General features: G+C 73.0%; 27 protein-coding genes and 1 tRNA gene. 18 read left to right on the top strand and 10 right to left on the bottom strand.

Going from position 1 to position 20827, the window contains the following annotated elements; translation table 11 throughout:
• Window positions 1–864: a DUF5919 domain-containing protein gene (locus ABD324_RS25605; RefSeq protein ID WP_344422213.1), complete on the bottom strand. Its 864-nt coding sequence runs from the start codon at window positions 862–864 to the stop codon at window positions 1–3.
• Window positions 865–1072: 208 nt separating this feature from the next.
• Between ABD324_RS25605 and ABD324_RS25600 the strand changes: the two genes are divergently transcribed.
• The 10 genes from ABD324_RS25600 (at window position 1073) to ABD324_RS25555 (ending at window position 6796) form a co-directional block, all read left to right on the top strand.
• The gene (locus ABD324_RS25600; protein WP_344422210.1) at window positions 1073–1393 is read left to right on the top strand and encodes a hypothetical protein; all 321 of its coding nucleotides are present in this window, start codon (window positions 1073–1075) and stop codon (window positions 1391–1393) included.
• Window positions 1390–1770, top strand: coding sequence for a hypothetical protein (locus ABD324_RS25595; RefSeq protein ID WP_344422207.1), 381 nt, complete (start codon window positions 1390–1392; stop codon window positions 1768–1770). The genes ABD324_RS25600 and ABD324_RS25595 overlap by 4 nt, the downstream gene beginning before the upstream one ends.
• Window positions 1767–2378 (top strand): hypothetical protein, encoded by a 612-nt coding sequence (locus ABD324_RS25590; protein WP_344422204.1) that lies wholly within the window; start codon window positions 1767–1769, stop codon window positions 2376–2378. The genes ABD324_RS25595 and ABD324_RS25590 overlap by 4 nt, the downstream gene beginning before the upstream one ends.
• Window positions 2371–3156, top strand: coding sequence for an FtsK/SpoIIIE domain-containing protein (locus tag ABD324_RS25585; protein ID WP_344422201.1), 786 nt, complete (start codon window positions 2371–2373; stop codon window positions 3154–3156). The genes ABD324_RS25590 and ABD324_RS25585 overlap by 8 nt, the downstream gene beginning before the upstream one ends.
• Entirely contained in the window at window positions 3153–3464 is a 312-nt protein-coding gene (locus ABD324_RS25580) for a hypothetical protein (protein ID WP_344422198.1), read from the top strand. Before ABD324_RS25585 ends, ABD324_RS25580 begins: the two co-directional genes overlap by 4 nt.
• Window positions 3461–3670 carry a hypothetical protein gene (locus ABD324_RS25575; RefSeq protein ID WP_344422196.1) on the top strand — a complete coding sequence of 70 codons (210 nt, stop codon included), beginning with the start codon at window positions 3461–3463 and terminating at the stop codon, window positions 3668–3670. The genes ABD324_RS25580 and ABD324_RS25575 overlap by 4 nt, the downstream gene beginning before the upstream one ends.
• Window positions 3667–3870, top strand: coding sequence for a hypothetical protein (locus tag ABD324_RS25570; RefSeq protein ID WP_344422193.1), 204 nt, complete (start codon window positions 3667–3669; stop codon window positions 3868–3870). Before ABD324_RS25575 ends, ABD324_RS25570 begins: the two co-directional genes overlap by 4 nt.
• Window positions 3867–5360: a replication initiator gene (locus ABD324_RS25565; RefSeq protein WP_344422191.1), complete on the top strand. Its 1494-nt coding sequence runs from the start codon at window positions 3867–3869 to the stop codon at window positions 5358–5360. Before ABD324_RS25570 ends, ABD324_RS25565 begins: the two co-directional genes overlap by 4 nt.
• Before the next feature lie 57 nt (window positions 5361–5417).
• Window positions 5418–5609, top strand: a complete 192-nt coding sequence (locus ABD324_RS25560; RefSeq protein ID WP_344422189.1) for a helix-turn-helix transcriptional regulator — start codon at window positions 5418–5420, stop codon at window positions 5607–5609.
• 233 nt (window positions 5610–5842) lie between these two features.
• On the top strand, window positions 5843–6796 hold the full coding sequence (locus ABD324_RS25555) for a site-specific integrase (RefSeq protein WP_344422186.1): 954 nt from the start codon (window positions 5843–5845) through the stop codon (window positions 6794–6796).
• A gap of 56 nt (window positions 6797–6852) precedes the next feature.
• Here ABD324_RS25555 and ABD324_RS25550 read toward each other — a convergent pair.
• Window positions 6853–6925, bottom strand: a tRNA-Asn gene (locus ABD324_RS25550).
• A 157-nt stretch (window positions 6926–7082) separates the two neighbouring features.
• On the opposite strand from ABD324_RS25550, the gene ABD324_RS25545 reads away from it, so the two are divergent.
• Window positions 7083–7280, top strand: coding sequence for a hypothetical protein (locus ABD324_RS25545; protein ID WP_344422184.1), 198 nt, complete (start codon window positions 7083–7085; stop codon window positions 7278–7280).
• A 98-nt stretch (window positions 7281–7378) separates the two neighbouring features.
• Window positions 7379–8026, top strand: coding sequence for an AAA family ATPase (locus ABD324_RS25540; RefSeq protein WP_344422181.1), 648 nt, complete (start codon window positions 7379–7381; stop codon window positions 8024–8026).
• A 10-nt stretch (window positions 8027–8036) separates the two neighbouring features.
• On the opposite strand, the gene ABD324_RS25535 is transcribed toward ABD324_RS25540, so the two are convergent.
• The 5 genes from ABD324_RS25535 to ABD324_RS25515 all read right to left on the bottom strand — a co-directional run bounded on the left by ABD324_RS25535 (window position 8037) and on the right by ABD324_RS25515 (window position 13508).
• Window positions 8037–9713: an EAL domain-containing protein gene (locus ABD324_RS25535; RefSeq protein WP_344422178.1), complete on the bottom strand. Its 1677-nt coding sequence runs from the start codon at window positions 9711–9713 to the stop codon at window positions 8037–8039.
• A 194-nt stretch (window positions 9714–9907) separates the two neighbouring features.
• On the bottom strand, window positions 9908–10672 hold the full coding sequence (locus tag ABD324_RS25530; protein WP_344422174.1) for a trans-aconitate 2-methyltransferase: 765 nt from the start codon (window positions 10670–10672) through the stop codon (window positions 9908–9910).
• 61 nt (window positions 10673–10733) lie between these two features.
• Window positions 10734–11177, bottom strand: a complete 444-nt coding sequence (locus ABD324_RS25525; protein ID WP_344422171.1) for a hypothetical protein — start codon at window positions 11175–11177, stop codon at window positions 10734–10736.
• Window positions 11178–11235: 58 nt separating this feature from the next.
• Window positions 11236–13098 carry a DNA primase gene (gene dnaG / locus ABD324_RS25520; RefSeq protein WP_344422168.1) on the bottom strand — a complete coding sequence of 621 codons (1863 nt, stop codon included), beginning with the start codon at window positions 13096–13098 and terminating at the stop codon, window positions 11236–11238.
• Between the two features lie 35 nt (window positions 13099–13133).
• On the bottom strand, window positions 13134–13508 hold the full coding sequence (locus tag ABD324_RS25515) for a hypothetical protein (protein ID WP_344422165.1): 375 nt from the start codon (window positions 13506–13508) through the stop codon (window positions 13134–13136).
• Window positions 13509–13683: 175 nt separating this feature from the next.
• On the opposite strand from ABD324_RS25515, the gene sigJ reads away from it, so the two are divergent.
• The 4 genes from sigJ (at window position 13684) to ABD324_RS25495 (ending at window position 16975) form a co-directional block, all read left to right on the top strand.
• Window positions 13684–14574, top strand: a complete 891-nt coding sequence (gene sigJ / locus ABD324_RS25510; protein ID WP_344422162.1) for an RNA polymerase sigma factor SigJ — start codon at window positions 13684–13686, stop codon at window positions 14572–14574.
• Between the two features lie 58 nt (window positions 14575–14632).
• Complete coding sequence (locus ABD324_RS25505; protein WP_344422159.1) at window positions 14633–15367, top strand: HNH endonuclease family protein; 735 nt, start codon at window positions 14633–14635, stop codon at window positions 15365–15367.
• Between the two features lie 613 nt (window positions 15368–15980).
• The gene (locus ABD324_RS25500; RefSeq protein ID WP_344422156.1) at window positions 15981–16298 is read left to right on the top strand and encodes a DUF732 domain-containing protein; all 318 of its coding nucleotides are present in this window, start codon (window positions 15981–15983) and stop codon (window positions 16296–16298) included.
• A 59-nt stretch (window positions 16299–16357) separates the two neighbouring features.
• Complete coding sequence (locus tag ABD324_RS25495; protein WP_344422153.1) at window positions 16358–16975, top strand: class I SAM-dependent methyltransferase; 618 nt, start codon at window positions 16358–16360, stop codon at window positions 16973–16975.
• Between the two features lie 7 nt (window positions 16976–16982).
• Here ABD324_RS25495 and ABD324_RS25490 read toward each other — a convergent pair whose 3' ends face one another.
• Window positions 16983–17645, bottom strand: a complete 663-nt coding sequence (locus tag ABD324_RS25490) for an alpha/beta fold hydrolase (protein WP_344422150.1) — start codon at window positions 17643–17645, stop codon at window positions 16983–16985.
• Window positions 17646–17709: 64 nt separating this feature from the next.
• Here ABD324_RS25490 and ABD324_RS25485 point away from each other — a divergent pair, with 64 nt between their 5' ends.
• Window positions 17710–18267 carry a MarR family winged helix-turn-helix transcriptional regulator gene (locus tag ABD324_RS25485; protein ID WP_344422147.1) on the top strand — a complete coding sequence of 186 codons (558 nt, stop codon included), beginning with the start codon at window positions 17710–17712 and terminating at the stop codon, window positions 18265–18267.
• Window positions 18268–18309: 42 nt separating this feature from the next.
• Window positions 18310–19176: a 3-hydroxybutyryl-CoA dehydrogenase gene (locus ABD324_RS25480; RefSeq protein WP_344422144.1), complete on the top strand. Its 867-nt coding sequence runs from the start codon at window positions 18310–18312 to the stop codon at window positions 19174–19176.
• A gap of 111 nt (window positions 19177–19287) precedes the next feature.
• Here ABD324_RS25480 and ABD324_RS25475 read toward each other — a convergent pair whose 3' ends face one another.
• The gene (locus ABD324_RS25475) at window positions 19288–20424 is read right to left on the bottom strand and encodes a thiolase family protein (RefSeq protein WP_344422141.1); all 1137 of its coding nucleotides are present in this window, start codon (window positions 20422–20424) and stop codon (window positions 19288–19290) included.
• Complete coding sequence (locus tag ABD324_RS25470; protein WP_344422138.1) at window positions 20421–20813, bottom strand: Zn-ribbon domain-containing OB-fold protein; 393 nt, start codon at window positions 20811–20813, stop codon at window positions 20421–20423. Before ABD324_RS25470 ends, ABD324_RS25475 begins: the two co-directional genes overlap by 4 nt.
• Window positions 20814–20827: the final 14 nt, after the last annotated feature.

The raw sequence follows: 20827 nt of genomic DNA, 5'->3' as shown, positions 1-20827 counted from the left end.
TTAGGCACAGGCCTTCCCGCTGTCCCACAGGGTCGTCAGGACACGCTCGAAGCTGCCGAACATGCCTGAGCCGTCCGGGCGCCGGCGCAGGACGAAGGTTGGCGAGTCCACTCCGCGCACCGCGGGCATGTAGGGCTGCACCACGGCCTGGCGGCCGTCGACGATCGTGATGTTGAAGCGGACCGGCTCGTCGTACGTGCGCAGCTCGATGCGGTCCTGGTCCTCGACGGGCAGCTCGTCGCGGATGCGGCGCAGCATGTCGATGTTGAGCCGGGTCAGGCCGGACAGGGCGCCGAGTGTCAGGCCCTCCTCGGCCTCACGAGCCTTGATCGCCTCTCCGTCCGGGTCGAGGAACAGCGCGTGCACGGTGGCACCTGCCGCCAGCGTCGTGCGGAGTCGCTGGTCGCTGTACTGCTGGCAGATCATGTTGAGCGACAGCCCGGCCGCCTGGATGCTCGACGCCTGGTCGAACAAGGTGTGTGGCGGCATGTGCTCGGCGAACTCCGCGCGGGTCGCGAACGCCGCAGTCAGGTCCGAGTAGCCGGCGCGCTTCGGGGTCTCGACCGCATGGCCGGCGAGACGCGCAGCCTGCGTTGCGGGTCCGAGGTCGGGCAGGGGCCGGCGCTCGTCCCACTTCTCGAACAGCTCGGCCGCACGGCAGCCCGGGAACATCGCTTCGAGGACCCGGCAGTGATCGGGATGCGGCAGCTTCGCCAGGTCGCCGCCGAGCCAGCGGTAGAACGTCGCCTTGCTCGGCGTCCGCCCCACGAGGCTCGCGTCGAGCTGCTTGGCCGCCTTGTCGTAGGCCCTGCAGAACGCCTTGTGCTCCTGCATGTGCCGTGACGTCAACAGTGCCTTCAACATCGTCTGACCGTCGGCCACCTCGACCCCCTCATGACTCGGTGACCAGCTCAGTCTACCAGATATGAGACATAAATGAGACTAGTTGAGTCTGCCTGATCGCAGGTGAGACAGCCACGGCAGCCGGACGAGACGAATCCGGGGTGACGGTGGAACCGCTCCACCACACCAGCTCGGTGGAGCCCACCCGATGCCCTGGAGGGCCACCGTCATGGAACTGTTGATCGACGTCTCCCGCAAGAGCTTCACCGTCGGCCGCCCGTTCGACCGCCGCCTCGACGACAACGGCGTCCACCGCCTCGACCGTCGCACCAGCCTGCCCCTGTGGGCCGCTCAGCTCGTCGTGATGGACGAGGGCGGCGCCGACACCATCGTCGTCACTCTGGCCACGCACGAGCCGCCTCAGCTCCAGCAGGGCCAGCAGGTCACGCCCGTCCACCTCATCGCGCAGCCCTGGTCGCGCAACGGGCGGGAGGGCGTCGCCTTCCGGGCCGCGGAGATCCGCACGGTCGCGGCTGCGAAGAGCGCGTGATCACCGTGCAGGAACTGACCATGGTCTCGGCGACGTCGGACCCGGCCCGGCTCTACCGCACCTACCAGGACCTCAGCCGCGCCTTCGACACCGCCGCCGCCCGCGTCGACGTCCTGGCCGACACGGTCCACCGCCTCGCCGCGGACGATCCGCACCGGCGGGACCTGGCCGCCGAGCTCGACGAGCTCAGCATCGGGCGGACCGTGCTCCTCGGTTGGGTCTCCGCCTACTTCGCCGCCTACACCTTCGCCCTTCACGGCACCGACTCCGAGCTGATGAGCACCGCAGCCCGCGCCGCGACCGCGTTCCTCGACACCGCCGGCAACGCCATCGGCCCCGCCGGCCCCGACGTCCTCGCCCATTGGAGGCGGCCATGAGCACTCGCGTCCGCTCCACCCGGGACCGGCTCATCCGGACCGAGCCGTTCGAGACATTCCACCGCCCGCAGCGCTCCCGACCCGCTCGCATCCTGGGCCTGCTGATCCGTCTGCGGGCCGAGCTGCTCGTCCTGGCGCTGGCTCTCACCTGCTGGGTCTGGCTCGTGAACAGAATGCCGACCTGGGCCGCGGGAACGGTGCTCGGCGCCGCGGTGCTCGTCGTGCTCCTCTGGCCCGGTTCCCGGCGCTACGTCCTCCGCCGTGGGTGGGCCGTGATGACCCGCCACCGCATCCGGACCACGTTCGTCGAGCGTCGCGTCATGAACTACTCGGGCAACGTGCCGCTCCTGCTGTGGGCTCGACCGAGCGCCGCCGGCGAGCAGGTTCTTGTCCTTCTCCGAGCGGGGATCGACGCGCACGATCTCGAACTCGCGGCGTCGTTCATCGCAGTGTCCTGTGTGGCCTCCGATGTCCGGATCACCCCGCACCGCAGGCTTTCCGCGTTCGTCCTCATCGAGGTCATCCGCCGCGATCCGCTGACCGGTCCCGCCGTCGTCTCGCCCCTCACCCGGGTTGCGCCGGCCTTCCACGGGGCCGGCCATGCGTAGCCGGCGCGAGATCGCCCCGCTGTCGATCTACGACCCGGTCTATCTCGGCATCGACGAGAACGGTCGTCCGGTGGACATCACGCTGATCTACAAGAACCTGCTCACCGCCGGGGAGCCCGGGGCCGGGAAGTCGGGCGCGCTGAACAACGTGGTCGCCCACGCTTCCCTGGCCGAGGACTGCCGGTTGTGGCTCATGGACGGCAAGCGCGTCGAGCTGGGCCTCTGGCGCGATCGCGCGGAGGTGTTCGTCGGCGCCTCGCTCGACGACGCGATCGACCGGCTCCGCGAGCTGCAGACGGAAATGGATGGTCGCTACGACCACCTCGACGGCTGGAAGCTCCGCAAGATCAGCCGGGGAGACGGCAACCAGCCGATCATGCTGGTGATCGACGAACTCGCCTACTACTCGGCGACCGCGGGCGACAAGCGGACCCGCGAGACCTTCTCGCTGTTGCTCCGGGACGTGATCGCCCGCGGTCGGGCCGCCGGGATCATCGTCGTCGCCGCGACCCAGCGGCCCAGTGCGGACATCATCCCGACGAGCCTGCGGGACCTGTTCGGCTACCGGCTCGCATTCCGCTGCACCACCGAGACCAGCTCCGACATCGTGCTCGGGCACGGCTGGCACGCGCGCGGTTTCGACGCCTCCCAGGTCGACCCCTCGACACCTGGGGTCGGGCTCCTCCTCGCGGAAGGTGGCATCCCGCGCCGGATGCGCTGCGCGTACCTGTCCGACAACGAGATCAGCAGCATCGCGGGCGACGGGAGCGCGGCATGATCCCCGGGCCGATCGACCAGTCCCCGCGCCGGCTCCGGGAGCCCTACGACGTCCCGGACGACATGCGCCAGCCCTTCGGCATCGAGTCCGATGACGCCTGGCGCACCCGCATCCACGCTGACAACCGCTCCGCGATCATGGAACAGCTCGACAGCATCCCCCTCGGCGAGTACGACCGCCGCATCATCGAGTGGCTCGCGGGCTGGGACGTCCCGACGATCGCCGTGGTCGCCTCCCTGCTCCGCCGTGCCTGGTGGGCCGGCCACGGCTCGGTCTGCGACACGCACCACCCCGGGAGGTCCCGGTGATCAAGTTCCTCGCTGGGCTCGCCGTCACCGTCGCCACCGTCATCGTGGTGCTCCGGCTCATCGGCGCAGCCGAGAGCGCCGCCCTCACCCCCACCGGCCACGTCGGCTCCTCGTCGATCACCGTCGTGGACCCGTGTGAGGCCGGGGAGCGGGCCGTGATTCGCGCCCTGCCGGACGGCTCCATCGAGGGGGTGCAGTGCCGGTGAGTGCTAAGGAGGCGCACCAGGTCGCCGTGACGGTGTTCCTGACCGTCGAGGGCATCGACGACCGCGACGCCGTCAACCGCGCCGAGCAGACCATCGCCGTCGCCACCGACAGGACACCCGGCGTGTACTCGGTGATCGAGACCAGCCGAGCCCTGCGCGCGGGACGGTTCTCAGTAGAGCCAGCAAGGCGCCCCCGATGAATGAGGGACTCGTCGACGGGCTGGTCCGCCGGGCCGGCTCGCCCGACTTCGACCGATGGCGCGGACACATCACCGCGGCCGCGGGCTGCTCGCACCCGATCCGGCTCACCGGCGAGATCCACCGCGTCGAGACCTCTACCGGACGGATCACCCGCAGCACCGCGACCGCGGACATGCCCGACGGCGTGATCTACGTGCCCTGCGGCAACCGCCGCGCCACCGTCTGCCCCTCCTGCGCCGAGACCTACCGCGCCGACACCTTCCAACTCGTCCGCGCCGGACTCGCCGGCGGCAAAGGCGTCCCCGCCACAGTCGCCGAACACCCCTGCGTGTTCCTCACCGGCACCGCCCCCAGCTTCGGCGCGGTCCACGCCCACCACCGCGACGGCCGCCCCTGCCGACCCCGCCGCGACCCCGAGACCTGCCCGCACGGCGTTATCCTCGACTGCCGCACCCGCCACCGCGACGACCCCGCTGTCGGGCGGCCGCTGTGCCTGGACTGCTACGACCACGCCCACCAGGCCGTCTGGAACGGCTACGCCGGCGAGCTGTGGCGCCGCACCACCAACACCGCCAACCGCGCCCTCCGACGGCTCGGAGACCGCTACGGCGCCCGCCTGCGACTCTCCTACGCCAAGGTCGCCGAGTTCCAGCGCCGCGGAGTCGCCCACATCCACGCCATGGTGCGGCTCGACGGCGTCGACCCCCTCGATCCCGACAAGATCATCGCCCCACCGTTCGGGATCGGCGCCGGACACCTCGCGCAGCTGCTCGCCGAGGCCATGCGCGCAACGTCGTTCACCACCCCGCCGCACCCCGACCGGGCCGAGGGCTGGGAGATCGCCTGGGGCAGCCAGCTCGAACCCCGACAGGTCCGGCTCACCGTCCGCGACCTCGACGACCGCGGCGAGATCACCACCGGCGCCGTCGCCGGCTACCTCGCCAAGTACGCCACGAAGGCCACCGAGATCACCGGGCACGCTTCCAAGCGCCTCGACGAGGAGACCGCCCGCATCCACGGGATCCGGACCACTCACCCCGGCCGGCTCATCCGGGCCTGCTGGGACCTCGGCAGCCCGTCTGCCCAGATCCGCCAGGAGCACGCCGCCTGGATCCGCAACGGCGGCGCCCCCTCCGACCCGGAGTCACCGCTCGGTCTCTGGAACGCCGGCTACGGCCGCCTGCGCCGCTGGGCCCACATGCTCGGCTTCGGCGGGCACTTCTCCACCAAGAGCCGGCGCTACTCCACAACCCTCGGCACCCTGCGGCAAGCCCGCCGCGACTGGCGCCGGGCCCAGCTCCGCGACACCGGCCCCGAGGACGAGCGCCAGGACCTCGGCGAGGACGAGACGACCGTCGTCATCAACTCCTTGGCCTTCGCGGGCATCGGCTGGCACACCACCGCGGATGCCCTGCTCGCCAACACCGCGGCGTCCAACGCCCGCGCGCAACGGCTCACCGCCCGCGAGGAACTGTCCCTGACCAGCTGAGAGGCACCGATGGCACCGGCCACCACTCCCCCGCCCGACCCGATCGAAAGGAGCACCATGGCCACGCCACCGGCTCGGCTCTGGACCGTGCAGGACGTCTCGACCTACCTCGGCGTCCCGGTGATGACGCTCTACCACTGGCGCCGCAGCGGCTACGGCCCCAAGGGAAAGCGCATCGGGCGCCACCTCCGGTACCGCTCGGAGGACGTGCGTGCGTGGGTCGATGCGCAGGACCGCGAGGCGGGCTGACGATGGCTCGTCCGCCACTGCCGATCGGCACCTACGGGAACATCACGACGCACAAGCTGCCCGGCGGCGGCTACTGCGCCGTGACCAGGTTCCGCGACCACGACGGCGTCACCCGCAAGGTCAAGCGGGTCGGACCAACGGAGGCCGCTGCCAAGAACAAGCTGCGCGAGGACCTCCGTGACCGTGCCCGCCAGGGCCCGAGCTCGGGGCTCACCGGGGACTCGCGGTTCCGGGTGGCGGCCGAGGAGTGGATCGAGACGGTGAATCACGCTGTGGCACAGGGGCTCCGGTCGCCCAACACTGCGCAGCTCTACCGGCTGAACATGAACGTGCACGTCCTGCCGGCGGTCGGTGAGCTGCGGCTGCGAGAGATCACCGTGCCGCGCCTCGACCGGGTCATCCAGACGTTGCAGCTCCACAAGGGCAGCGCAACGGCCAAGATCGCGCGAACCGTGATCTCGGGGTCGCTGGGCCTCGCCGTCCGGCACGGCGCCATCAGCTCGAACCCGGTCCGCGACATCGGCCGGATCGCGAGCGCTCCTCGACGAGCACCGCGGGCGCTCACGCCGAACGAGCGAGTCGAGTGGATCTCCCGTCTCCGCGCTGACGAAGACGCGGTGCGGAAGGACCTGCCGGATCTCTGCGAGTGGATGTTGGGCACCGGCGTGCGGATCGGGGAGGCTCTGGCGGTGAGCTGGGACGAGGTCGACTTGGCTGGCGGCCTGGTCGAGATCGAGCACACGATCGTCCGAATCACCGGCGTCGGCCTACTCCGGAAGGGCACTAAGAGCACCGCAGGCGAGCGAACCCTGCGGCTTCCTGCCTTCGCGGTCGCGATGCTGCGCCGGCGCAAGCTCGCCTCGGGCGGTCGTGGTCCGGTGTTCCCCGACTCGGCCGGCGGCTGGCGGGATCCGTCGAACACGAGCCGCGACCTCCGCAACGCCCGTGGCTCCGAGGAGTTCGCCTGGGTCACGAGCCACGTCTTCCGTAAGACCGCGGCGACCGAGCTGGACCGGGCCGGCCTCACCGCGCGGCAGATCGCCGACCAGCTCGGGCACGCGAAAGTGTCGATGACACAGGATCGATATCTGGGCAGGCGAGCCCTCGATCAGGCCGCAGCAGACGCTCTCGATCGCGCTCACAAGAGCGCCACGACGGATCAGGAAAGGAAGGTTTCCGGTCCGTAAGCGGTACCGTGATCTTGTGATTGGCCGGGCTGGAAGCCGCTGACCTGGGGAGAAAGCTCCTCCGACTGGACTCGAACCAGTAACCCTGCGATTAACAGTCGCATGCTCTGCCAATTGAGCTACGGAGGACCGCTGTGTCGCGATCGGTGCCCCGCTCGCTGACGTCAGGAACCCTACAACACCCCCTCCGACCCCCTGCCGACCCCCCTCCCCGGCCCCGGGACCGACCACGTCCGGGGGTGTGGGGCAGGATGGGTGTCGGCGGACCCATCACCCCGGAGGCGAGATGCTGAAGTTCCTGATCGGTGCCGCGGTCGGCTACGTGCTGGGGGCCAAGGCCGGTCGTGAGCGCTACGAGCAGCTCCACCGGACGTACCAGCGGGTGGCGGACCATCCGGCAGTGCAGGGTGCGGCAGGGGTCGTGCGGGCCCGGGTCGAGGACGTGGTGAGCGGCGGGCGGGGCGACCAGAACGGTTCCCGCTGAGCCGCGTACGGCCTCCCCGCGGTGCCGGGATCTTCCTGCGCCGCATCACGATCGGGGACGAGCAGGACTGGTCCTCCTACCCGTTCGCGCTGCCGGTCGTGGCGGGGCTGCGGGGGCGGACCCTCGAGCTCGGGCCCGGTGTCACGTTCCTGGTGGGCGAGAACGGTTCCGGCAAGTCGACGCTGGTCGAGGCCGTCGCGACGGCCGCGGGGTTCAATGCCGAGGGCGGCTCGCGCAACTTCCGGTTCGCCACCCGGGCGAGCGAGTCCGCGCTGGGCGAGGCGCTGACGCTCGTCCGGGCACCGGGCAAGGAGCGGTCGACCTTCTTCCTGCGGGCCGAGACCTTCTACAACGTGGCCACCGAGATCGAGAACCTGGGCATCGAGCTGGACGCCTACGGCGGCGTCTCCCCGCACGAACGCTCCCACGGCCAGTCGTTCCTCGATCTGCTCACCCACCGCTTCCACCCCCGCGGCCTCTACCTGCTCGACGAGCCCGAGGCGGCGCTCTCCACGCAGGGTCAGCTGGCCGCGCTCGCGCGGATCGACGAGCTCACCCGCGCGGGTTCGCAGTTCCTGATCGCGACCCACTCCCCCATCCTGCTCGCCCTGCCGGGCGCCCGGATCCTGGAGATCGACGACGGCGGCGGCCTGCACACCGTCCCCTACGACGACGCCTTGCCGGTCCGGGCCTACCGCGGGTTCCTCGCCGACCCGGAGCGCATGCTGCGGAACCTGCTGGGCTGACCGCCAGACGCTAGCCCGCGAGCGGCCGCGGCGGCTCGCCCGCCGCGGCGGAGACCGCGGCACCGGGCCCGAAGCCGGCCGCGTGGGCACGCAGCCGGGCCAGCTCCCGGGCGACGTCGGCGGCACCGGTGGGCACGCCGGGCGGGTGCCGCAGCCAGGCGGTGACGACGGCGGGTGCGTCCCGGCGGGCCAGCGCGGACCGGAAGGCGGCGTCGAACGCGGGCGGCGCCTCCAGATCCGTCACCACGACGAGATCGTCTCCGACCCCGTGGGCGGCAAGGCTTCCGGGGAACCGGGGGACGGTGTCGAGCACCGCCCGCGCGACCCGCCGCTGCCCGTCGACGACGGCCTCGAACCCACCCCGCCCGAGCGGCAGCAGGTCGGCCGTGACCAGGCCGATCCCGGCCCCCTGACCGGCGGTGAGGCGGTCCTCCAGCGCCTCGGTCAGGGCCGGGACGCCGGGCAGCCCGGTGACCGGGTGCAGGGCCAGCGCGCGGTCGTACTGCAGGCCGGCCATCGCCGTCATCAGGTCGGCGACGCGCGCGACGCCCCGGCAGCGGCCGAACTCGTCCACCACCACGATGTCGTCGTGCGCGCGGCGGGGATCGGCCTCGCGGACCAGCTCGAGGGCCTCTGCGGGATCGGCACCGAGCGGCAGCACCCGCGGCGGGTCGGCCAGCTCGCGGGCCGGTCGGCCGGCGAAGAGTGCGTGGCCGAACCGGCCGGAGACGCCGAGCAGGAAACGATCGCGTTCCAGGGTCGCCACCGGGCGTTGCGACGCCGTGGTGAGGACGACGGTGCCCAGCTCGGGCGAGGTGCGGAACAGCGCGCGGGCCTCGTCGCCGGGTGCGGTCTCGGCCAGCGTCACGGCGGGCCGGACGAACTCCACGAGACTGCTCGGGCCGGCGGAGCGGCGGGCCGCGGGGCGGATCACGGGCGCCGGCACCGGCAGGGCGGCCGCCAGCCGGGTGACGGGACGGCGGGTGGCGTCGCCGAGCAGCGGGCCCCGGCCGATCCGCAGGCCGTGGCGGCGCAGCGCCTCCAGGTCGGCGGCGGAGCCGATGCCCGTCGCGACCGGTTCGGCACCGATCCGGCGGCAGAGCCGCGTGACGGCGTCGAGGACGACCTGGCCGCCCGGGTCCGTGTCGAGGTCCACGACCAGGCACGGGTCGAGGGTGACCTGGTCCGGGGCCAGCCGGGCGATCAGCGCGAGCGGATGGTCGTGCTCGCCGACCCCGGCGACGCCGATGCGGTAGCCGCGGGCGCGCAGGGCGCGGGCACCCGCGAGGACGGCGTGCTCGTCCCAGGCGTCGCCGAGCGGCGGGCCGATCTCGATCGTGAGGTCGGCGGGGTTCAGGGCGGCCTCGCGGACGGTGTCGTGCAACGCCTCCAGGGCCCCGCCGTCGTCCGCCACGGTGTCGGCGAGCAGGTCGACGTGCAGGGGCAGGCGCACACCGAGCTCCGCGGCCCGCCGGATCCCACCGGCCACCGCGCCCACGTCGAGCGCGGCCCGGCCCGGGGTCGCGGCGGTGGCGGCCACGACCTCGGCCATCCCGGGGTCGCGCGGCCGGGGCTGGATCGCGATCCCGACGACCGCTCCCGTCACCAGGTTGGCCTGCGGCGCGAAGAACGGCCGGATGCCCTCGGCCCTGCTGTACGACACGGCCAGGGAGCCGTCGTCGACCATGGGGAGACCGCCTGTCCGGATCGGGCGGCGGGCCCGGGGGCGGCTCACCGCGCGCGACGACCCTCGACCCCTCGTGTGACGAGCCGGCGTCGGGCGGGGGTGCGGAGGGTGAACGGCCGAGGAAGAGCACAATCCCTTACGCGCCAAGATGTCTCGGCCGCGCGGGTGCTTGCCGGCCAGGACCCCGTCCCCGATCAGACCCGGGTCGCCACCACGAAGATCCGGCGGAACGGGAACCAGGTCGAGCCGTCGGCGGTCATCGGGTAGGCCTCCCGCAGCCGCGGGGCGAGCCGGTCGAGGAAGCGCGCGTAGTCCACTTCGGACAGCGCGTCCCGCACCGGCCGCAGGGCCGTGCTGCGGATCCACTGCAGCACCGGGTCCTCCCCCGTCAGCCGCTGCATGTAGGTCGTCTCCCACACGTCGGCGACCGCACCGGTTGCGGTGACCAGGTCCGCGTACTCGGCGGGCTCCCCGACGGCCAGCTCCGTGCGCAGCCCGATCGGCGTCTCCCAGCAGGCGGCGATCTCGCGGATCAGCGCGTGCGAGGGCGCCCCGAAGTTGCCGGGGACCTGCATCGCGAAGGTCGCCCCGGCGGGCAGCGCGCCGATCCAGCGGGTGATCAGCTCGCGATGGGTGGGAACCCACTGCAGCACCGCGTTGGTCACCACGACGTCCGTGTCCGCGCGGGGAACCCAGTCCTCGACGGCCTGCTCCCGCGCGTCGACGCCGGCGGCGCGCGCCGCGGCGACCATCTCCGGCGACGAGTCGAGGGCCTCGACCACGGCCTCCGGCCAGCGGGCGGCAAGCACGGACGTCAGGTGGCCGGGCCCGCAGCCCAGGTCGACGACGCGGCGCGGCGCGGGGGTGCGCACGCGGGCGATCAGGTCGTGGAAGGGCCGCGAGCGATGGTCGTCGAAGTCCAGGTAGAGGGCCGGATCCCAGGTGGTGCTGCTGCTCATCGCGTTCTCCCGGGTCAGTGGGGGTCGTGAGTGCTCGTCACGCCTCCAGGGGCAGAAGTACTCACAGGGGCCAGATCTGACGGACGGTGCCGTCGCGGCCGGGGACCTTGCGGTCGAGGAGCCAGGCGTCCCGGCCGTCGGGCAGGGTCGCGCGCTCGCGGTGGAGGATCGAGCCGGTGACGCGCTCGTGCACCGCCTTGGGCACGGCGCCCGGCTCGGCCAGCGGGAAGCGGCGTGGCGGGCCGTCGTGCAGGAGGACGGCCTTGCCCAGGTCCTCCTCGGTGGCGACGACGAAGGTCATCGCCCCGTCCGCCCACGTCGCCTTGGACACGAGGTGCCAGCCGAAATGTTCGTCGCCGGGGAACCAGATCCCGCGGTTGGTGACCACGAGGTGCCCACCGTTGCGGACCGCGGCGGTGGCCACGACGTGCTCCTCCGCGCCGAGCGTGCCGCCGAACCCCGCAGGCAGGTCCTCCCGCCCCAACAACCGATCCAAGAACCGCATTATGGCTCCATAATGCTCGAAATCGGCCCCGAAATTCGCGTTATGGTTCCATAATGCGTCATCTCGCGGCTCCGGACGCCTGCTCGCGGAGCGCGATCTTGTACTGCTCCAGGGGAACCAGGTCGCCGAAGAGCTCGTTGTAGAGCTTCTCGTCCTCGGCGGGGTTGGTGCGCTGCAGGCGGCTCTTGACCTCGGCGATCTGCGCCTCGACCAGCGCGAGCTTGACGCCGGCGAGCACGCTGCCCACGTAGCGCGCCTCGTCGACGAGCTTGCGCGGCAGCTCCAGCGGCTCCACCGACAGCTCGCTGATCAGCGCCCGCTCCTCCGGCCCGAGCTCGGCCGTGACCGCCTCGACCCAGGTGTGGCCCTCGATCCCGGCGCACACCCCGCCGGCCTTCTGCACGGCCCGGTGGACCTGCGCGTAGGCGGGATGGGTGAAGACCTGCTCGGGCAGCTCGTCGTAGGCCGGCCCGGCCACCGCGGGGATCTGCAGCGCGGACTTGAGGGCCTCGCGCTGCAGGTGCAGGCGGGGATCGTCCCGCTGCGGCGCCGCGACCGGGGCCTGACGACGGCGTCCGCGCTCGGGCGGGCCCCCGGCCTCCTCCCGCACCCGGCGGACGACCATCGCGATGTCGTCCCAGCCGGTCCAGCCCGCGAGCCGACGGGCGTACTCGTCCCGCAGGTCCTCCCGCTTGATCTTGGCGACGATCGGGACCGCGCGCTGCAGGGCCTGGATGCGGCCCTCGGCGTTGTCCAGGTCGTGTTCGCGCAGGATCGACCGGATCGCGAACTCGAACAGCGGTTCGCGACGGGCCACGAGATCGCGGACCGCCGTGTCCCCGCTGGCCTGGCGCAGCTCGCACGGGTCCTGCCCGTCCGGCGCGATGCACACGAAGGTCTGCGCGGCGAAGGACTGGTCGCCGTCGAACGCCTTGAGCGCGGCGGCCTGCCCCGCCGCGTCCCCGTCGAAGGTGTAGATGACCTCGCCGCGGTCGAACGAGTCGTCGCCCATCAGGCGGCGCAGCACGTTGATGTGCTCGGAGCCGAACGCCGTGCCACAGGAGGCGACGGCCGTCCGCACGCCGGCCGTGTGCATGGCCATCACGTCCGTGTAGCCCTCGACCACCACGACCTGGCGGGACTTCGCGATGTCCCGCTTCGCCAGGTCGAGGCCGAAGAGCACGTGGGTCTTGCGGTAGACCGGCGTGTCCGAGGTGTTGAGATACTTGGCCTCGATGCGGTCGTCGTCGAACAGGCGGCGGGCGCCGAAGCCCACGACGTCCCCGCCGAGGTCCCGGATCGGCCACAGCAGCCGGCGGTGGAAGCGGTCGATGTGGCCGCGCTGGCCGGGCTTCGACAGGCCGGCCTTCTCCAGCTCCTCGAGCGAGAACCCCTTGCCCAGCAGGTGTTTCGTGAGCACGTCCCAGCCGGACGGCGCGTAGCCGCAGCCGAACTGCTCCGCCGCGTCCGCCCCGAAGCCGCGCTCGGTGAGGAACCGCATGGCCGGGGCGCCCTCGGGGGTGCGCAGCTGCGCGGCGTAGAACTCCGAGGCCCGCTTGTTCGCCTCGAGCAGCCGGGTGCGGGTGCCGCGGTCCCGCTGGACCGACGAGCTGCCGCCCTCGTAGGTGAGCGTGATGCCGCACTTCTCGGCGAGGCGCTCGACCGCCTCGGGGAAGCCGATGTGCTCCATCTCCATGACGAAGTCGATCGCGCTGCCGCCCTTGCCGCAGCCGAAGCAGTGGTACGTGCCGTGGCTGGGCCGGACGTTGAACGACGGGGTCTTCTCGTCGTGGAACGGGCAGAGGCCCTTGAGCGAGCCGGCCCCGGCGCGGCGCAGCGCCACGTACTCGCCGACGACCTCTTCGATCCGGGCACGGTCGCGGACGTCCGCGATGTCGCTGTCCCGGATCCGCCCTGCCACGGGGCCGAGTCTAGGCCGACGGGTCGGCCCGGGTGTCAGCTGTCCCGCGAGACGGTCGACAGCGACCGCTGGAACGGGATGACGGGTGCGGTGGCGCGGCGCTGCAGGGGCAGTGCGAGTTCGCGGACGGCCTGGCGCTGCGGCGACTGCGCCGGGATCTGCAGGACCGTCCCGCGGGGCGCCGGCAGCGCGACCGGCGCGGGCTCGCGCACGGCCTCGACGAGCGCGAGGATCTCGGCGTCGTCCGTGTCCGCGGTCGCGGGCAGGGAGCCCACGGCGTCCCCGGGCAGCCGGCGCCGGCCCGCCCGGTCCGCGAGGTCGGCGATCGCCGGGGTGAGGAACAGGACGACGACCAGCAGGATCCCGGCGCACGCACCGGCCACGGTCAGCATGTCCGAGAAGAGGTTCATGGCTGGAGAATCTCCCGCTCGGACCTGGTTGTTACATCGGTCGGAGGTAGGAACGGGCCACGAGCACTCCGTCATTCGGACGAGTGAACGACACGCCGGGTGACACGCCGATGCCCCCGCAGGACCTCGTCAAAGCTGATGACGCCGGCTGCGGGCGCTCGATGATGATGGTGGCGTGAGTGCCGATCCCGCCGTCTTCGACGCCCTGCGCCCGCATCTGCTCCGCGTCGGGTACCGGGTGACCGGCAGCCTCGCCGACGCCGAGGACGCGGTCCAGGACGCCTGGCTGCGCTGGTCCGTCCACGCCGACGAGGTGCGGGACCCGAAGGCCTGGCTGACGACGGTCGTCGCGCGGATCGGGCTGGACCGGCTCACCTCGGCGGCCGCGCGCCGCGAGTCCTACGTCGGCCCGTGGCTGCCCGAGCCGCTCGTCACCACCCCCGAGGACGACGGCCCGCTGGCCCGGGTGGTCCGCGGCGAGGACGTCCGGCTCGCCGCGCTCCTGGTGCTCGAGACCCTCAGCCCGGCGCAGCGCGTCGCGCTCGTGCTGCACGATGCCCTCGACACGCCCTTCGTCCGGATCGCCGAGGTGCTGGGCTGCAGCGAGGAGGCCGCCCGCGCGCACGCCTCGCGGGCCCGCCGCAAGGTCGGCGAGGCCGCCCTGCCCGCCCGCGTCCCGGCCGCCGCCGAACAGGCCGTGCTGGCCGCGTTCGCCGAGGCCATGGCCCGCGGGGACTGGCCGGCCGTGGTCCGACTGCTGCACCCGGACGTCGTGTTCACCGGCGACGGTGGCGGCATCGCCCCGAACGCGCTGCGGCCGGTGGCCGGCGCGGACCGGGTCGCGCGACTGCTGGCCGGGCTGATGGACCGCTACGGGCCCGAACTGGATCCGGCGACGTGGCGGCCGGTGCTGGTCAACGGCGAGCCGGGCTTCACCACCCCGGCGACGGCGAGCCTGCCGGCCTCGGCCGGGGCGTTCACCGTCGGCCCGGGCCCGGACGGGCGGTTCGTCGTCACCGCGGTGTGGCACGTCGGGAACCCGGAGAAGCTGCACGTCTGGTGGTGACCCGATCGTCACGGCGTGTCACCACCGCCGGACGATCACGGACGGCCAGGATCGTCGCGTGCGTGCACTGCTCCCCCGCCTGCTCCCGTTCCTGCTCGTCCTCACCTGCGCGTCCGGGTGTGCGACCGTGGCCGGCCAGTTCCCGATCGCCTTCCCCGCCGCCCACACGGCGGCACCTGCCGGCGCCGCCGCCGACGTCCTCGCCGCGCTGCCGGTGAAGGGGCGCGCCCCGAAGACCGGCTACGACCGCGACGCGTTCGGCCCGGCCTGGTCCGACGTCGACCGCAACGGCTGCGACCAGCGCAACGACGTCCTCGCCCGGGACATGACCGGCGAGACCTTCAAACCCGGCACCCACGACTGCGTGGTGCTCACCGGCACCCTCGCCGACCCCTACACCGGCAAGAAGATCGCGTTCACCCGCGGCCAGGGCACCAGCGAAGCCGTGCAGATCGACCACGTCGTCGCGCTGTCCGACGCCTGGCAGAAGGGTGCGCAGCAGCTCGACGCGCCGACCCGCAAGAACCTCGGCAACGACCCGCTCAACCTGCTCGCCGTCGACGGGCCGACCAACATGGGCAAGGGCGACGGCGACGCCGCCACCTGGCTCCCGCCCCAGCGCTCCTCCCGCTGCGACTACGTGGCGCGGCAGGTGGCCGTCAAGAAGAAGTACGCGCTGTGGGTCACGCAGGCCGAGCACGACGCCATCGCGTCCGTGTTGTCCGGTTGCCCCGGTCAGTCGATTCCGGTGGACGACGACATCCCCGGGGCTGTTCACTCGTCAGGGGTGTAAGCCCCGCCCCCGCCCGGACGATGTCCAGGGTGTAGGGCGGGGGATTCCGGGGGGAACGATGGCCGCGAACGACCAGCAGGACGGCAGGGCGGGCGAGGTGGCGCCGAGGGGCGTCCCGACGGTGCCCCAGCAGCGCGGCGTCGCGCCGGAGGCGGCCGCGCCGATCCCGGCACCGCGCAGCGGACCGGACGCTCAGCCGGGACCGGCAGTGTCCGGCCCGCTGCTGCCCGGCCCGGCAGCGCCCGGCCAGACCCTGACGAGCCCGACTGCGACGGGCCCGGCCGGCACCGGCCCGACCGGCCCCGGCCGGCACCGGATGCAGGGCCCCGGTCCGCGCCCCGCGACACCGCCCGCCGGCCCCGTTCCGCCCGGTCCCGTCCCACCCCACCACCCGCACCGTGCGGGCGGTCCGGTGTGGACCCCGCCGGCGGGACCCCGGCCCCCGCGGGCCCCCGCCGCTCCGGGCGCCCACCACCCCTGGCCGCAGCAGGGCCCCCAGGCTCCGCCCGGCACTCCGTGGGCACCCCCCGGCGCTCACCCCGCTTTCACCCCGCCGTTGCCGCCGACCCGGGCCCGGGCGCCCCGGTGGGTCCTGCCCGCCACGCTCTGCGCCGTGATCGTCGGGGCGAGCGCGGCGCTGGCCGGCATCTCCACCGCCGCGATCGACGCCGGCCGGATCGAGGCGTCCGCGGCCTCCGCCGTCGCCACCGGGGACCGGGCGTTCCTCGCCGCGGTGTCGGGCAGGCCGTCGTTCAGCGGGGTCGCGGGCGGCGACCTGATCGCGCTCGGTCACACCGTCTGCGACGCCCTGAAGAAGGGCGCGAGCCGCTCCGACCTCGTCTCGGCGGGGATCTCGAACGGTTTCCTCGCCCGGGACGCCCGCGCCCTCGTCGACGCCGCCCACGCGAGCTACTGCCCCACCGCGGGCTGAGGTTTGCCGTTCCGGCAACGCCGCTTCCACCCGGCACCGACAGCTCGCAGACTGGTGCCATGACGCAGACCGGCTCCGAGTTCTGGGAGCAGCGCTACCTCGACACCGACCCGACCTGGGGCACCCGCCCGAACGCCGCGCTGGTGGCGCTGCTCGGCGATCTCCCGGCCACTCCGGGCCGATCGTGCGAGCTGGCCTGCGGACAGGGCGGGGACGCCCTCTGGCTGGCCGGCCTGGGCTGGGACGTCACGGCCGTCGACGTCTCCCCCACCGCCGTCGGCCGGGTCCGGCAGGCCGCCGCCGCGACGGGCCTCACGGTGACCGCGATCGCCGCCGACCTCGCGGAGACGGCGCCACCCACCGGCCCCTTCGACCTGCTCCACGCGAGCTACTTCCACAGCCCCGTCGAGATCCCGCGCGCCGCGATCCTCCGGCGCGCCGCCGCCGAGGTGACCGTCGGCGGGCGCCTCGCGCTCGTCGACCACGGATCGGCCGCGCCCTGGTCCTGGAACCAGGACGCCGTCTTCCCCACCCCCGCGCAGGTCCTCGCCGAGCTCGACCTCGGCCCGGGATGGACGGTCGAGCGCTGCGAGAACGTCCCACGGGTCGCCACCGGCCCGGACGGCGAGACCGCGACCGTCCAGGACACCGTGCTGCTCCTGCGCCGCACCGCCTGACGGGCGCTCAGCGCGCCGCGAACTCCCGGACGAGCGCGCGGGTCCGTTCCGGCTGCTCCATCTGGGGCAGGTGCCCCGCACCCTCGACCAGCACGAACTCGGCGCCCGGGATGGCCGCCGCGTACGCCCGCCCGTAGTCCGGGGTCACCACGGCGTCGCTCTCGCCCCACACCACGAGCGTGGGCACCCGGACCCCGGCCAGGCGCGCCCGCAACGTCGGATCGTGCATGTACGGCTCGCCCGCGTACGAGGCGAGGACGGCTGCGTTGGCCGCGAACACGGCGGCCCGCTCGGGCGGCAGCGAGGCCGGGTCGATCATGGCGATGGGCTGCCCCGGCACGTCGATCCCCACGGCGTCGAGCAGCACCACCCGCCCGACCCGGTCACCGGGTTCGAGGGCCATCCGCGCCGCCGTCCAGCCGCCGACCGAGCTCCCGACGACGGTGACGTCGCGCAGGTCGAGCTCGGCCAGCAGGTCCAGCCAGTGCACGGCCAGATCGTCGACGGTGCGCAGGTGGTCCGGGCGTGGGGTGCCGTCGAAGCCCGGGATCGTCGGGACGAGGACGCGGAAGTCCTCGGCGAGCAGGCCGCCGAAGGCGCGGACGGAGAGCGGTCCCGCACCACCGTGCAGCAACAGGAGGGGTCGGCCGGAGCCGAGATCGTCGGTCATGCAGCCACCATAAACAAGGATCCTTATATATACAAGGAGACTTACTCACTGCTAGCCTCGCACCGTGCGCATACCCGACCTGCAGGCGATCGGCCTGGCCGTGAAGCGGCTGCAGCACCGCCACCACCGCGAGCTGGACGACAGGCTGCGCAGCATCGGGACCACGCTGTCGCAGTGGGACGCGCTGCGACACGTCGCCGCCCACCCCGGCGCCTCGACCCACGAGCTGGCCGAGCTCACGTTCATGACGGACCAGTCGTTCGGCGCCCTCGCGATCAAGCTCGCCGGCCTCGGGCTGGTCACCCGCACCCCCGGTCGCGGCCGGGTCATCCACCACGAGATCACGGCGGAGGGCGCCGCCCTGCGGCGGAAGGGCGCAGGCCTGGCCGACGAGGTGCTCACCGCCTCCTTCGCGCCGCTCTCCCCGGCCGAGCGAGAAACCCTGCACCTCCTGCTCGCCCGCGTCCTCGAGGAGGGCTCACCCCGGGTCGCAGTCCCTCAGGGAGGAGAAGCCGGCAGCCGCCGGGTCGACCTGCAGGCGGCGATGTCGGGTCGGGCGGATCGCAGGCCGGAGACGTCGGCCCCGGGAGGACGGGAATCCGGAGGCCCCGGGTTACCGTGAGGCCCCGGGGGCGACCACCCCGGACCCACGGAAGGAACAACGTTGACCGACACCGACATCACCCGAGTCGGCGTGGTGGGCTGCGGCCAGATGGGCGCCGGCATCGCCGAGGTGTTCGCCCGCAGCGGGCTGCACGTCCTCGTCTCCGAGTCCAGCGACACCGCCCTCGACGCCGGCCGGGCCCGCCTGCACACCTCGCTGACCCGCGCCGCCGAACGCGGCAAGATCACCGACGCCGAGCGCGACGACACCCTTGCCCGCCTCGACTACACCACCGACCTCGGCGACCACGCCGACCGCGACCTCGTCGTCGAGGCCGTCGTGGAGAACGAACAGGTCAAGACCGAGATCTTCAAGACCCTCGACAAGGTCGTCACCCGCCCGGACGCGATCCTCGCCTCCAACACGTCCTCGATCCCGCTGATCACGCTCGCCGTGGCCACCAGCCGCCCCGAGCAGGTCCTGGGCATCCACTTCTTCAACCCGGCCCCGGTCCAGCGGCTCGTGGAGATCATCCCGGCCCTGACCACGTCGAACGAGACGATCGCGCGGGCCGAGAAGGCCATGACCGACTCGCTGGGCAAGCACCCCATCCGCGCCCAGGACCGCTCCGGCTTCGTGGTCAACGCCCTCCTGGTGCCCTACCTGCTCTCGGCGATCCGGATGTTCGAGAACGGCACCGCCTCCAAGGAGGACATCGACAACGGCATGGTCCTGGGCTGCGCGCACCCCATGGGCCCGCTCGCGCTGTCCGACCTGATCGGCCTGGACACCATCCGCTCCGTCGCGGACTCGATGTACGCCGAGTTCAAGGAGCCGCTCTACGCCGCTCCCCCGCTCCTGCAGCGCATGGTCGCCGCGGGCCGCCTCGGCCGCAAGACCGGCGGCGGCTTCTACCCCTACAACTGACCTCCCCGGGCCGGCCCGGCGTTCCGGGCCGGCCCCACCCCCGCGAGTCGGCACCCCCAGACCCGCGAGTCGGCACTTTCCGTAGGCCGAAACACACCTCTGCGACGTCGGTCAGCCCGTCGACAGGATCGTGACGACGCAGGCGTTCCCGTCCATCCCCGCCGCGCCGCCCCCCATCGTCTCCACCAGCCCGACCCGGTGCCGCCCCACCTGCCGCGCTCCCGCCCGTCCCCGCAGCTGCCACGCGATCTCGGCGATCTGCGCGGTTCCGGTGCCGCCCAACGGATGCCCCCGCGAGAGCAGCCCCCCACTGGGGTTGACGGGCTGTGCCCCGTCCCGCGCCGTGTGCCCCGAGGGCGCGAGCTCCGCCCCTTTGCCCCGCGGCGCCAGCCCGAGGGCCTCGAGGGTCAGGATCTCGCCGATGGTGAAGGCGTCGTGCACCTCGAGGACGTCGATCTCCTCCGGCGTCCGCCCGGCCTGTGCAAAGGCCTGCTCGGCCGCCCGCGCGACGCTCGCGTAGCCCCACACCTCCTGGCTGCGGTGGTCCCACAGCGCGCCGGACACCATCGCGGAGGCCTCGATCCGCAGGTCGTCAGGGTTGCCCCGCTCCCCACCGACGATCAGCGCCCCCGCGCCGTCGCTCGTCGGGCAGCACTGCAGGAAGGTCAGCGGATCGGCGATCATCCGCGAGCCGAGCACCTCCTCGACCGTCGGCGCTCCCTTCCGCAGCTGGGCGCGCGGGTTGTCGAGCCCGTTCCGCTTGTTCTTGACGGCGACGGCCGCGAGCTGCTCGGGCGTGACCCCGAACTCCTGGACGTACCGCTGCGCGGCGAGCGCGTAGAGCCCCGGCAGCGGCAGCGACGCCGCCCCCTCGGGATCGGTCGCCTCGGGCACGATCGCACCGGAGAACAAGGTGGACATCTGGTCGACGCCGAGCACCAGCACGCACCGGAACCGCCCGAGCCGCACCGCTTCCACAGCCTCGTGATAGGCGCTCGTCCCGCTGGCGCAGGCATTCTCCACCGTCCACATCGGAAGACCGGGCAGCCCGATCCCCCGCTGCACCCGGGTGGCGACGCCGGGCGGCCCGAACACCGAGCCGACGACGATCGCGTCGATCTCGCCCGGCGTGATGCCCGCGTCCGCGACCGCCTCGGCGATCGCCGTCCAGGCCAGCTCCTCCACCCGCTTCTCCGGCTGGAGCCCGTAGTCGCTGGTCCCGACACCCCACAGCATGGGCCGGTTCACCGCTGCACCTCCGCGACGAGGTCGCCCGCGTCCGTCCCGGTGATCCGGAGGCGGGCACCGAGGGTCAGTACCGCAGGCTCGGCGAGGTGCACCAGCACCCGCGGGCCGTCGTCCAGGTCCACATAGGCCAGGCCGAACGGTGGCCGCCGCTCCCCCACCGGGATCCGCACGACCGTCGACGACCAGGCGGCGCCGGTCGCCGTGAACCGGGCGGCCTCGACGGGGCCGTAACACGAAGGGCACCAGGGGATCCCACTCTGCGCCGCCGGGTAGCGGCAGGCTGTGCACCGGACGCCGAGGACCGCGCCGTCGTCGAACAGGGGGCGCGGATCGGCCACCGGCAGGCCCCCGACGGCCGCCCCGGGCCTCCGCTTCGTCGGCCGTCCCACCCCGAGCTCGCCCA

This window comes from Pseudonocardia ailaonensis, from assembly GCF_039531635.1.
Lineage (GTDB): Bacteria > Actinomycetota > Actinomycetes > Mycobacteriales > Pseudonocardiaceae > Pseudonocardia > Pseudonocardia ailaonensis.
Note: the sequence above shows the minus strand (reverse complement) of the source record. Positions and strands in the feature narration are given on the sequence as shown.

Bases quoted from the DNA above. Each gene is read 5' to 3' on its own strand.
- ABD324_RS25580 (WP_344422198.1), top strand. From the start codon at position 3,153: ATGATCCCCGGGCCGATCGACCAGTCCCCGCGCCGGCTCCGGGAGCCC.
- ABD324_RS25495 (WP_344422153.1), top strand. From the start codon at position 16,358: ATGACGCAGACCGGCTCCGAGTTCTGGGAGCAGCGCTACCTCGACACC.
- ABD324_RS25590 (WP_344422204.1), top strand. From the start codon at position 1,767: ATGAGCACTCGCGTCCGCTCCACCCGGGACCGGCTCATCCGGACCGAG.
- ABD324_RS25585 (WP_344422201.1), top strand. From the start codon at position 2,371: ATGCGTAGCCGGCGCGAGATCGCCCCGCTGTCGATCTACGACCCGGTC.
- ABD324_RS25525 (WP_344422171.1), bottom strand. From the start codon at position 11,177: ATGCGGTTCTTGGATCGGTTGTTGGGGCGGGAGGACCTGCCTGCGGGG.
- ABD324_RS25600 (WP_344422210.1), top strand. From the start codon at position 1,073: ATGGAACTGTTGATCGACGTCTCCCGCAAGAGCTTCACCGTCGGCCGC.
- ABD324_RS25535 (WP_344422178.1), bottom strand. From the start codon at position 9,713: ATGGTCGACGACGGCTCCCTGGCCGTGTCGTACAGCAGGGCCGAGGGC.
- ABD324_RS25605 (WP_344422213.1), bottom strand. From the start codon at position 864: ATGTTGAAGGCACTGTTGACGTCACGGCACATGCAGGAGCACAAGGCG.
- ABD324_RS25490 (WP_344422150.1), bottom strand. From the start codon at position 17,645: ATGACCGACGATCTCGGCTCCGGCCGACCCCTCCTGTTGCTGCACGGT.
- ABD324_RS25565 (WP_344422191.1), top strand. From the start codon at position 3,867: ATGAATGAGGGACTCGTCGACGGGCTGGTCCGCCGGGCCGGCTCGCCC.
- ABD324_RS25530 (WP_344422174.1), bottom strand. From the start codon at position 10,672: ATGAGCAGCAGCACCACCTGGGATCCGGCCCTCTACCTGGACTTCGAC.
- ABD324_RS25545 (WP_344422184.1), top strand. From the start codon at position 7,083: ATGCTGAAGTTCCTGATCGGTGCCGCGGTCGGCTACGTGCTGGGGGCC.
- ABD324_RS25560 (WP_344422189.1), top strand. From the start codon at position 5,418: ATGGCCACGCCACCGGCTCGGCTCTGGACCGTGCAGGACGTCTCGACC.
- ABD324_RS25515 (WP_344422165.1), bottom strand. From the start codon at position 13,508: ATGAACCTCTTCTCGGACATGCTGACCGTGGCCGGTGCGTGCGCCGGG.